This window comes from Leptolyngbya sp. FACHB-8, assembly GCF_014695575.1.
Lineage (GTDB): Bacteria > Cyanobacteriota > Cyanobacteriia > Elainellales > Elainellaceae > Vacuolonema.
Window position 1 is genome coordinate 1 of sequence record NZ_JACJOO010000017.1, and the last position, 12,144, is coordinate 12,144.

The 12,144-nt window shown below is 49.5% G+C and carries 8 protein-coding genes; 3 read left to right on the plus strand and 5 right to left on the minus strand.

Annotated elements, in window-relative coordinates; all coding sequences use genetic code 11:
* Both H6F91_RS27695 and H6F91_RS04015 read left to right on the plus strand, forming a co-directional pair.
* Positions 1-186, plus strand: a 186-nt coding sequence (locus H6F91_RS27695; RefSeq protein ID WP_206754896.1) for a hypothetical protein, incomplete at its 5' end; no start/stop codon positions are given.
* 229 nt (positions 187-415) lie between these two features.
* Complete coding sequence (locus H6F91_RS04015) at positions 416-1,120, plus strand: response regulator transcription factor (protein ID WP_190772598.1); 705 nt, start codon at positions 416-418, stop codon at positions 1,118-1,120.
* A 390-nt stretch (positions 1,121-1,510) separates the two neighbouring features.
* Here the strand turns inward: H6F91_RS04015 and H6F91_RS04020 are convergent, their stop codons facing one another.
* From H6F91_RS04020 to H6F91_RS28520, 3 genes are all read right to left on the minus strand, one after another.
* Positions 1,511-1,894, minus strand: coding sequence for a nuclear transport factor 2 family protein (locus H6F91_RS04020; protein ID WP_190772597.1), 384 nt, complete (start codon positions 1,892-1,894; stop codon positions 1,511-1,513).
* Between the two features lie 192 nt (positions 1,895-2,086).
* Entirely contained in the window at positions 2,087-2,356 is a 270-nt protein-coding gene (locus H6F91_RS27700; RefSeq protein ID WP_190772596.1) for a hypothetical protein, read from the minus strand.
* A 138-nt stretch (positions 2,357-2,494) separates the two neighbouring features.
* Positions 2,495-4,282 (minus strand): AAA-like domain-containing protein, encoded by a 1,788-nt coding sequence (locus H6F91_RS28520; RefSeq protein ID WP_199307626.1) that lies wholly within the window; start codon positions 4,280-4,282, stop codon positions 2,495-2,497.
* A gap of 343 nt (positions 4,283-4,625) precedes the next feature.
* Here H6F91_RS28520 and H6F91_RS04030 point away from each other — a divergent pair, with 343 nt between their 5' ends.
* Positions 4,626-8,462 (plus strand): AAA-like domain-containing protein, encoded by a 3,837-nt coding sequence (locus H6F91_RS04030; protein WP_190774497.1) that lies wholly within the window; start codon positions 4,626-4,628, stop codon positions 8,460-8,462.
* Between the two features lie 256 nt (positions 8,463-8,718).
* Here H6F91_RS04030 and H6F91_RS04035 read toward each other — a convergent pair whose 3' ends face one another.
* Both H6F91_RS04035 and H6F91_RS04040 read right to left on the minus strand, forming a co-directional pair.
* Positions 8,719-10,725, minus strand: coding sequence for an ATP-binding protein (locus tag H6F91_RS04035; RefSeq protein WP_190774498.1), 2,007 nt, complete (start codon positions 10,723-10,725; stop codon positions 8,719-8,721).
* Positions 10,722-11,990: a DUF4255 domain-containing protein gene (locus tag H6F91_RS04040; protein WP_190774499.1), complete on the minus strand. Its 1,269-nt coding sequence runs from the start codon at positions 11,988-11,990 to the stop codon at positions 10,722-10,724. The genes H6F91_RS04035 and H6F91_RS04040 overlap by 4 nt, the downstream gene beginning before the upstream one ends.
* Between the last annotated feature and the right edge of the window lie 154 nt (positions 11,991-12,144).

Here is a 12,144-nt window from a genome sequence, read left to right on the forward strand (position 1 = left end):
GGTTTCACAAAAACTGTCCGAACTAAGGAGATTTCCAGTAATGAAATTACCCCCAGAATGTTGGTGCTTTGCCCGCTTCGCGGGCAAAGCACCAACATTCTGGGTAAATTCTTATGCAGAAACCTCCTAATGTTATTTAAAGTTTTGTTTAAAGTGGCAGCCTCAAAAATTACAGGATTACGTTAGCCAAATTTAAGTATAGATTAAGCGATCGCAAGAGCTGAAACCCAACAGGTAAGGGCGTTATATGCAATGTCTCTATCTAAAGGGTTTCAGCTTACATAACTATTCTCCATAAATAATACAAATTAAATGACTGGGATTCTAACTGACCTTGCATAAACTCCGGAAAGCGGACGTGTAGTTGGGTAGGTGAAAACGCGATAGGTCTGTAGATGCTATCTGAGGTGCTGATATGATTCGTGTCCTACTGGTAGACAATCAAGGTCTCGTCCGTGACGGAATCAAAGCATTGCTGAATCATGAACCCGACTTGGCTGTAGTCGGCACAGCCGAAAATGGGAGAGAGGCATTAGAACAAATTGAAGTAACACAGCCAGATATCGTCCTCACGGATCTGAGTATGCCAGTTATGGGTGGGAAAGAGACGACGCAGGCGATCGCCCAACGTTTCCCCACTGTCAAAGTTCTCATCTTAAGTACCTGTAACGACACACCATCTGTCATTGAAGCGTTGTATGCTGGAGCGAAAGGTTACCTCCTAAAAACGATGATTGCGGAGGAACTGGCCGACTCTATTCGCCTGGTTCATCGGGGTTATACACAACTGGCTCCCGGTCTAATGGAAAAAATTCTGGATCAGGCCCTTCGTTCAGGGCTATCCCGTGGAGAGTCAGAATTACCCGCGATCGCCGAATTATCTGCCCGAGAAAGAGATGTCTTGCGATTAATCGGCAAAGGCGCAACCAATAGCGAGATCGCTCAACAGTTATTTATTTCAGAAGGAACGGTAAAAACCTATGTGACCCGTTTATTTACACGCCTCAATTTTAGAAACCGCTCAGAATTGGCGATCTACGCCAATTCTGTAGAATGGCACGACACCTGGAAGGCTGAAAGTGGTGGGGGCGATCGAACACCCACATCCAACGCCTGTTGATCGGAATTTCAAGAGAAAAACTATTCCCTATCGTTAAGGATGGGTAAATCAAGTGAAACAGAAGGAGCGATACACCTGATGATTGCAGTCAGCGGTTGTTCGTAACCTTGAACCCAGCATTAGTGATTTCCTTCAATCTACTGCACCGTTATCATTAGGTGAGTTGTCTAATGGTAGGGTGGTGATGCTTGCTTAAACAGAAGATGGTTTCTAAGAAGATTTCCAGTAATGAAATTACCCCCAGAATGTTGGTGCTTTGCCCGCTTCGCGGGCAAAGCACCAACATTCTGGGTAAATTCTTATGCAGAAACCTCCTAAAGGCACATCAGTTGAAACAAAAGCAGAAGCAGAAGCACCAGTGGCTGTGATAATTGCGACTACAGCGCATGATTAAGCACCGAGACCAGACGATGGAAGTGGACAGACTTCCATGGCTTGAATCAAGCCATGCTCAATGGTAAAACGGTGGCCAACGTGCTCATCGGCAAGCACGGCCCCGACCAAATCGCGCACGACCTGATGCACCTCGACCAGGACCTGCCCAGCGTCCTCTGGGTAAAAGGCAATTGGCTCGACGGATGGATTGATCTCACTCCACTGCTCTGTCCAGTAAGCGCGGACTTCCTCAGGCCCGTGAACAAAACCGCCTTTGAACGCCTTCGGCCAGGCCACATCGGGAGTCATAAGGGCGAGGGCGGCATCAATGTCACGCGCGTTGAAGGCCGCATACGCTGCGCGTAGCAGCTCGATTTCTGGTGCAGGTTGATTTGACATAGTAATTCAATATACAACACCGCTTGCAAGCCGTCGAACGGTTCGGCCAGCGATTGGCGATCGCTCTGCATCTACCCAACTTGAAGGAATAGACTTCTCTCCCAACGTGATCTCTATGCCACCCGGCAAAACTAAACTCTCTGCTTCAAGAAGTTGCTCTAAAATAACTTGTTCATCACTTGCAATACCAAATCAATGTGAAGCTGCACAGAATGAGAGTGGCAGCGGGTACCCGCCGCCACTCTCATTCTGTGCAGCTTCATATAAAACCGGTATAAGTTCTATTGGATTGTATTGAGCCAGTTGAGCCAAAACTAATCCAATTTCTAGATGTGTCATTTCTCCAGACAAACGGATCCTTGAAAAGGATTTACACTCTGGAACCGACCAAGGACAGGGAAATTTACCTTCGTAGTAGGGTGTTTCCATAACCGCCTGCATCTGGGCCATGAGTTCATTCATGCTTACACTTCTAAGGAGATTTCCAGATAAGAACTTCCCCATTATTTGGAAAAAAGGCGCGGCTTCGCCGCGCCTTTTTTCCAAATAATGGGGATATTGTTTCCCAGAAATCTCCTAAAAACCTAAACACAGTGTTTTCTATAGGCAACGGCAGAAGTATTGGCGATAGAGCTGACATCTGGGGACTCCATCATTACCAACAAGTTTTATGAGCCCCATACTGCTGAGTTTGAAGGCTTGCTCGGAGGGCAATCGCACTGGGGTGTTGTGGAATACGACCTCTCGAAATGCCTGCATCAAGGGTGGATTCTGTTCGAGATTGCTGAGATGACGACGGAGATGATCGGCATAGATGCCACCTTCTGTTGGCGCGGTCTGCAAGAGTTGCTCTAGGCTCAAATTTAGGTGGGCGATCGCATAGAGTGCCAGTCGAATCAAGAAGGGATGTCCTCCGACTAACCCCATTAACGCTTGAATCATCTCTGGTTGCTGGGGAAGACCGTATCGCTGCACCAGTTCCCCGACCTGACTGGTTGTAAATTCGGGTAGCTCAATGGGTAGTCCTACATTAAACGGAGACTTGTTTACATCGAGCGGGATATAAACCTCGGTGGAATGAACCACGATCAGACGAATATTTTTCCAGATCTCTCGCCGTTTCGCCTCTTCATGCAAAGCACGTAGCAATCCGAAGAAATCATCAGCAATTTCAAGACTGGCAAAGACGCGATCGACCTCATCTAATCCCAATGTTAAGGGAGTAGCCAGCTGCGGCAGTAAATACTGTTCAAAATAGGCTTTACAGCACTGGTTACTGCCAATCAAATCGGCAAGCTGCCAATGCTTTGCCAATTGCTCTGGATCAAGAAGCCCCAATTCCAGACTGACACTGGCACAAAACCACTGGAGAAATGTATCTGAATTGTTGAAGATGCGCTGATTAGCAAGTTGGAAGCTCAACGGCACAATCCGAGATCCCTGCTGTTCTGCTTGATGTAATATCCGCGCCATCAATGAGGTTTTTCCCATCTGCCGGGGCGCTTTAATCCGAATCAGGGCACCAGGTTGGGCGATCGCCTCATAACACAGTGTCTCAATAGGAGGACGCTGGATGTAAAGTCTCGACTCAAGATCCATCTGTCCCCCTGGAATTTCAGGAGAAGCGGTCGGCAGGGGCGGAGTAGGGGCACGAGTCGCTGGAGCCGTAAGCTGTGCCCAAGGGATAGCTAGCTCATGAGCCGGTAGCGCCATGCGCCGCTGATTGAATACGTCCAACAGTGCTGACGCTAAACGCGTGGGCGGCTCAGAGAGTTGCCATTGCCACGGCTGGCTTTCCTGCAAATAATTCAGCAGATCGAATGGCAATCGCTGTATCCAGGGCAGATTAATCGCGATGGGTAAGATAGTGGGTCGCTGTGTCTTATCCCATAACTCTCTGGCTAGCTGAACATTGGCCAGGGTTGCTTCGCTAACAGCTGATGGCTCGGTTAATAACAGCAGCCAATAGTCAAAGGATTGTAAGGTTTCCGCTAGTAGGAGGGGCGTTGGAGCGATCGCCACCTGATATGAAGTCTGAGCAAAATACTGCTGGATCTGAGCCGATAACTCGACACAACCCACATCACCACTAATTAAAACTGTCGCAGCATATTCCTGGGCTGCCGGTTCCTCTACCTGCTCCCCTAGCGGCTCAGCGTCCAGATCCACAAGATCGCGCCAGTCTTGTCCTAAGGCTTGAGAAAGTTCTACAAAATTTACGAAGTCTACGGATTTGCCGTTGAGGAAATGGCTAACGGTCGATTGGGCAATCTTCAAGTGCTCGGCCAGAATGCGCTGGCTGGGAAAGCCATTGCGCAACAGGGACAGCTTGATACGAGAGATGCAAGATTGACGAAGTCTGAGCGATCGCGGCATGGCAGAAATCACAGTAGGCCTGGTCAGCGTATCCCATTAGCGCATGAATGCAGGGTTCAAGATCGGATAGCATTTTGATGAAATTCTAGCTTGTATCGCAATATGGCAGGGGCGATCGCCTGCTCACGTACAAATCATAGTAGGCCGTGCTTTAAAGCAGAACCTGGTTTTCTGGCCACATATAAAAACTACAATTCAAGCTGGATATGCTATTGCTGACATCTCAATAAAGTCGATGGCAAGTCAATCACAATTCGAAGTTCTCCCTCCTGAACTCATCAATTGATCGAGTTTCATAGGAAATGACAACGGATTCCCTCGGAATCTATTCCTCTCATTTCTCGTCTAAATCGCTATGGCTGCACAAAAAGATCACGCTGCGATCGCTACCTACTACCAGGCCGGCGGCACTCTACCTGAACATGCTGCTACTTATGTTAAGCGGCAAGCTGACCTTGATTTGTATCAGGGGTTAAAAGCGGGAGAGTTCTGCTATGTTCTGAATTCTCGGCAAATGGGCAAATCGAGTCTTCAGGTGCAGGTGATGAATCGCTTGCAGGCGGAAGGAATTGCCTGCGTCACGATCGATATTTCAGATATTGGCAATCAGGTGTCGCTAGAGCAGTGGTATGGCGGCGTTGCCTATAAGCTGGCGAGCAGTCTGAATGTATTCACTTCTAAAGAATTCATGGGCTGGTGGAGCGATCGCGCCTCGCTTTCACCTGTGCAGCGGTTGAGTCAGTTGATTGAAGAAATTCTGCTGAAGCAATCACAGCCCATTGTCGTTTTCATTGATGAAATTGACAGTATTCTGAGCTTTCGTGACTCACTGGATGATTTCTTTGTGCTGATTCGTGCTTGCTACAACAAACGAGCGCATCACCCCGCTTATCGGCATTTAACGTTTGCATTGTTGGGTGTTGCCACCCCTAGCGATCTGATCAGCGACACCCACCGCACCCCCTTCAATATTGGTCGAGCCATTGATTTGCAGGGATTTGCTGAGCACGAAGCGCAAGTTTTATCAGAGGGATTGACAGAAATCGTTGACGCGCCTCAAACAGCATTGCATGAAATTTTGCGCTGGACGGGTGGACAACCGTTTCTAACGCAAAAGGTGTGTCAATTGGTGGTGCAGGAGTGGAGGAGTGAAGCAACAGATCATTTCACTACTTCATTGCTTCATGACTCGATCGAGCGCCTCATTCAAACCTACATAATCGACAATTGGGAAGCACAGGATTATCCTGAGCATTTCAAAACCATTCGCGATCGCCTACTGCGGAATGAGCAACGGGCCGGTCGATTATTGGGGCTTTATCAACAGATATTACTGGCTCCAGATCGGTCGATTCCAGCCGATGATTCGGCCGAGCAGATGGCGCTGAAGCTGTCTGGGCTAGTGGTGCAGCGTCAGGGCAAAGTGTGGGTTGCTAACCGGATTTATGAAACAGTGTTTGATGTCGCCTGGGTCAGTGAGCAGTTGGGTAATCTGCGAATTTACAATGATGCGATCGCCGCCTGGATATCTTCCGAGCGAGAGGATGGCTCTCGACTATTGCGGGGACAGACTTTGCGAGAAGCGCTGGATTGGGCAGCAGGAAAGAGTTTAAGCGATGAAGATTACCAATTTTTGGCAGCGAGTCAGGAAGCTGAAAATCGCACCATTCAATTAGAAAAGCTGGAGGTTCAGATCGGTTGGGATATTGAAAAACAGGAAAAGGAAACGATTGCCAAAGCGAATCAAATTTTGACGGTTGCTAACCATCAAGCCAAACGCCGAATACAAGTTGGTTCACTGATTCTGGCTGTTTCTGTGGTGGGAGCGGCAATCGCGGGCACCTTTGCCAGTGTTGCCCTGCAAAAGCAGCAGACTGCCCTGGCAGGAACTCGCTTGGAGCGACAAGGGATGAAGGTTTTGCGTCAGTTTGAAACCTCTGAACTGGATGCTTTAGTCTCAGCCATGGAGGCTGGGCAGGAGCTAAACCAACTGGTGAAAAGCGATCGCCCCTGGTCTGAATATCCAGCAACCAGCCCAATTCTGGCGCTACAAAATGTTTTAAGTCAAATTCATGAACAAAATCGGTTTACAGGCTTTCCGGTCAACCTGGGTGCAGCCGAATTTAGCCCCGATGGAGAGCTGGTCATCACGGCTTCTGCCTCTTCCTCCATAGATGTGCAATCAACAGCTCAATTGTGGACGACGCAAGGAACCTTGATTGCCAACCTGGGAGATCACGGGGGAACAGAGGTAGCAATGGGGTTTAGTCCTGATGGTCAATTGCTAGCTACATCTGGGTTTGATGGCAAAATTCGACTCTGGAATCGACAGGGCGATCGCCTTCGGGAGTTGCAACAGCCCGGAAACCGTCAGGTGTTTACTCTGGCGTTTAGTCCTAATGGTGAATCCCTTGCCGCGGCGAGTTCTCAAACCGTTGATGTTTGGTCGTCTCAAGGGAACTATCAGTTCAAACTAGAGGGCTTTGAGGGTAACATCCATACTGTGCAATTCAGCCCGGATGGGCAACATCTAGCGGCAATTGATGAGCAGGGCAATGTGAAAATTAGCTCGCTCAATGGGCAAAACCTCACTACCTTCAAGGCATCTGTTCCCCTGAACATGCAGTGGAGTTCCAATAGTGAGTATTTATTAACCGTTGGCCGGGAAGGAAACACGGAAGTCTGGACAGTGAAGGGCGATCGCCTCAGCGAGATTAAGGTTCCAGGTGGCGGCAATGGCTCCTATAAGTCCATTGCGGATGCTCAATTTACATCCAGCAATGAAATCGTTGTTGTCACCGTCAATGGAGAATTGAGCTACTGGACGCCCCAAGGGAAGCAACTACCGCCCAGGATTCCTAGAATTCCTCCTCAGCCTTTAACCCTTGTTCCGGTGGAGGCAAATTTGCAACTGAGTCCTCAGGGCGATCGCTTGATTTTTAGTAATTTCCCCGGCACCATCTACTTGTTGCAACAGATCGAGTCCATGCAACCGATTGCCTCAACGCTGAAGGGACAAGGCAGAATTTTGAATGCCTGGTTTAGCCCAGAGGGCGATCGCCTGCTCACCTTTTCCAGCACAGGCACCGTTCAGGACTGGAACCTGCAAGCGCAGAATCAACACCAGTTAGCAGGGATTGCACCCGGCACAACCCTCTTCTCAGACCTGAATGGACAATCGCAGCGCATCCTAAGCGTCAATAATCAGGACGGCAGTGCCCTTTTGTGGGATCTGGCAGGACGACAACAGGCAACGCTGAATGTATCGGGTCAGTCTTCTCCCCATACTCAGTTCAGCCAGGATGGTCAGGTGATGGCGATCGCGGGCAGAGAAGGCTTAATTCGCCTGTGGAATCCACAAGGTCAACTGATCCAAGAACTAACAGACAGCCTCCCCTCCCCTGCCTCTCTTGCCCTTAGCCACAATGGTAGCCACATTGCCGCTGCTACCGCCAATAATCAGATTAACCTCTGGACTCGTGAGGGAGAATTGCTACTGCAAACGCGCACACCATCTCAGGCTTCCATCAATGCTCTGAGCCTCAGTCCAAGGGGAAATTATCTGGCGGTGGGTCAGATGGATGGCCAGATGACGCTGTGGTCGGCCAAAGGAGAAGTTTTGGCAACGCTCAAAGCCCATGAGCAAGATATTATCGCAATGCAGTTTAGCCCCGATGAGCAACACCTAATCACCACAGGTCTAGAAGGAACGGTGAAAATTTGGACGCCTCAAGGAAAGCTGGTCAAAACACTATCTCAGTTTCAACCAGATGTTTACCTGATTAAATTCAGCCCGGATGGCAACTACTTTGCTACCTCTGGAGCGAACGGCAGCATTAAGCTGTGGAATCGCCAGGGGCAACTCATCACCGATTTTACAGGCAATACAGACACAACCTTCCGAATGGAATTTAGCCCCGATAGCCGCAGTCTTGCCACCGTTGCTAACAACACGCTAAAGCTGTGGACATTAGAAGGAAACTTGCTGAGCAACATCACTGTCCCAGAAGGCATTCACAATATCAGCTTCAGCAACGATGGAAAAACAATTTTCACCATTGGTACTAGCACTACAGTGCACCATTGGCAGGTTGCCAGTTTGCCAAATCTCCTAGACCGTGGCTGCGATTGGTTAGACGGCTATTTCAATCACCATCCAGACTTACGCGCTAAGCTCAGATGTTCCACCTGAACTGGAGGAGCCTGGTTCATTGCTGTGCGTGGTGTGTGATGGTGCCCATTACGCACGATGCACAGCTAAGGTTGGGTGAGCAATTCAACCAGCTGACTACCGATCCTCTCAGTTGTGCCGTTTCTGTCTATCACCCCAAATTCTGTGGATCGCAAGAAATTTTCTTCAGATTATTCCGCGTTGGTGCGATCGCAAGAAATCTTTCAGATTATTTTAGATACGAGATGCTGGTAGCGATCGCAGCCCCACCACTCACCTAAATGATCGACACCCAGCCTTTTACCTCAGTATCAGTGAGGGTTCGTTCTAGCTTCATATATTCGCTATAAGCCGCATCCCGCAGGTGATGCATCTGCACAGGTTCATTGTTGCTGGCTGCCAGAAATGTAGCATTCAAGGCGATATTGCGAATGTTGCCCCCTGAAACATTGAGTTTTGCCAGCTTTTGAAAATCCAGGTCATGGGTGGGTGTTTGTGGCGGAAATATTTTCTGCCAGATGCGTATCCGTTGGGCGATGTCAGGGAAGGGGAATTTAACAACGAAGCGAATCCGGCGCAGGAAGGCTGTATCTAGCGAATCTTTCAGGTTACTGGTGAGGATAGCCAAGCCCTGATAGGATTCCATGCGTTGGAGTAGATAGCTCACTTCCATATTGGCGTAGCGATCGTGGGAGTCCTTTACATCTGAGCGCTTGCCAAACAACGCATCCGCCTCATCAAATAAAAGAATGACTGTGCTGGCTTCCGCTGCATCAAAAATTCGGCGTAAATTCTTCTCCGTTTCACCAATGTATTTACTAACAACAGAACTCAAATCAATACGGTACAGGTCTAATTGCAACGTATGGGCTAGAACCTCCGCAGACATGGTTTTTCCGGTGCCGCTGACTCCTGCAAACAGCGCGCTAATGCCTAACCCGCGACTACTCTTGGAACGGAATCCCCATTGTTCATACACACGAATGCGCTGGTTCACATGGGCAGCAATGGTTTGCAAAACGGCACATTCCTTGTCGGGGAGAATCAGGTCGTTCCAGGTGGCGATCGCCTCAATCCGCTGCGCCAGATCATCCAATTGTGGACGCGTATGGATACGACAGACCTGCCAGAGTGCCTGACCTAATGACTCGCTTTGCGCGGCATGAACCGTAGAAGGCGGATGAACATCGCCTATCACTTCCGTACAAATGGTCTGAATCGTTGAAGCATTTAGCCGAAACTGGCTGGCTAATTGCTCCACCTGACCGTTGAGAGACGCGGCTACTGGCCCCAGAGCTTGCTGCCAGAGTCTCTGTTGCTCATCGCGCGTTGGTGATTCAACCGTCAGGCTAACGAAAGCACGCTGTTGTTGAGGCCAGCGATCGCGACTGGCAATCATCAACGGACTCCGAATCTGTTCCATCAGCCGGGTCAGGGCATCCTCACGAGAGTTGAATTCATGGGCGATCGCATCACAATCAACTAACAATACCGAAGGTTGAAGCGCCGCCGTCCGTTCCCACAGGGTTAGCAGGGTTTGGAGATCCTGCATTTGAGCCGGGAGAACAAGGGCTGAGAGGGTGTGAAGTTGCCAACCGAGTTGATGGCATGCGGCAGCGGCGATCGCCTGCTTACTGCCCGATTCTGAGCCACAGAGTTGGGCGATCGGATAATGTGTGGTGTCTCCCTGTTGCCAGAGTGCGGCTAATTGATTGGCAAGCTGTTGATGGGAAGACACCAGGCTGGGCTGTAATGAGACGGGTTGAATCAGATGCAGGGTGCGATCGTCACCGCATTGTGTTCCCGTTAGATAATGCAAAATCCACTCATCGACCCGTAATGGACTGAGCATCAGCGTTTGACTGATTCCCATTTCAATCAATCGCCAGCGTCGTAGAGGGGCTGTCGGCGTGAGGGCGCTCCAATGGGCGCTGGGTAAGATAGCCAACGCTAGATCAAATGTGGGATAAGGCTTTTGTGTATCTCCTTGCGCTTCAGCACAGAGGGCGGCAATGGTGCGATCCAATTCCATGCCGACACATAGCAGGAGGATAGCCCGTTCAAACGGCGATAGCCCAAAGGTATTGCACAGGTGTTCCAGGTTGGAAGGGGCGATCGCCGATTCAGGTTCACTCGATGACCTATTCTCCTGCGGATTCGTAGCCCTCGCATCGGAAGAGTGCACACGGGCAATGTGTTGTTCGAGGTAGTGGCGAATTTGAGAGAGTTCAGACCAGAGCGATCGCCACGAATCCTGGGCTGAAGCAAGGGTGGATGGGCTCATGAAATTTCGATGGTAGGGCCAATGTACTGTTCAAACGTGGGGCTATTGGGAGTGGTATCTACGGTGAGGGGGCTTTCGGAGCGATCAACCTGAATTCGCACCAGGTATACCCCCTCCTGCACGTCTTGAATGGGGAACTCCACCATGTGAGTATCCATTTCACGGGTTTTGGCCTTAAAGATGTAGGCCGCAGGATTCTGGGATGTTAGTTGGTTGAGTAATAGAAAAACTCGTTGTTCTTTACCAATCAACAGATCCGACTGAACTTGAATTTCACCGTTATATTCGTCATCCTCTGTGAGATGCCTGTGAACCAGGACGATTTCGCGAATAGTGGGACATAGGACGATCGCCATCACATTAGAACCAATCGCCCGATCAATATCAAAGGCCGTTCGCTTAGCAACGGGATGGAGTACCTGCAAGCTTTGAACACCAGCCCGTAGCCCTGCCACTTCTGCCCCTGACAAGCCAGACAGGTTGAGTCTGATTTGGGTTTCCCCGACTTCCTGGGGGGTCACCCTGGCATCTCCAACCCGAATCTGGATTTGATCCATTCGCAATTGCTTGCCCCGAATTGTTAGAGAACTGCCCAGGGTAATCGGCTGATGGCTACCCCCATCGGGAATAACCTGGTCAACCACAGGCTGATTGGGCGTGATATAGAACTGGCAACCGCGCAGAGGAAGCAAGCGACGGGCGGGTTTATCCCCTTCAATCAGAACAGTGCTGCCCTGGTAGCCAAAGGATAACGTGTAGGGAGTTTGAAAAAAGACGGACCAGATTTTCGAGAGTTCTTCTGTGGTCATGGAACTGGGAACCAGCGTAACCCGTTCAACCTGACTGGCTAGTGTTGAATCTGCCAGGTAGCTAAATGCAGGATGTTGAACAGTCTCCTCAATCATGTCCTGGGTTAGAATCGGCTGATCAATTAACGTGCGTACTGCACTTCCCAGTAACCGTTGAGGTTCTAACTCAATCTCATTTCCGTAAAACGTCATTAAATAAAATAAATTTAGACCGGCCTGCGAATGCTTAATCAGATCGCCCTTAGGACGACGGGTATGCAGGTCATTGTTGCGCCAGGCTGGATTAGGAGAAGCCTGGTACAGATAGAGATTAACCCCAATATCGGGAGTGCCACTGCCGGAAGCATCGGGCCGTGTTGTGGTTACACGAACACCCGGCACATCGCTTTGTAGTGATGCTTGCAATAGACGCTGCATGGTTGCGGTAACGGTTGCGATCGCCAAATAATTACTCATTACATCCTTTCCTGCAAAGCAATAAAACATTCCCTAAACTTTGATAGCTCCATTCATACCGATTGTGAGTAAGAGATACCAGTCTTCATCACAAGATCAAGACTTTAGTGATGCGTAGTCCAGTATGAATGAATACATGGCGTACAGAGATGAT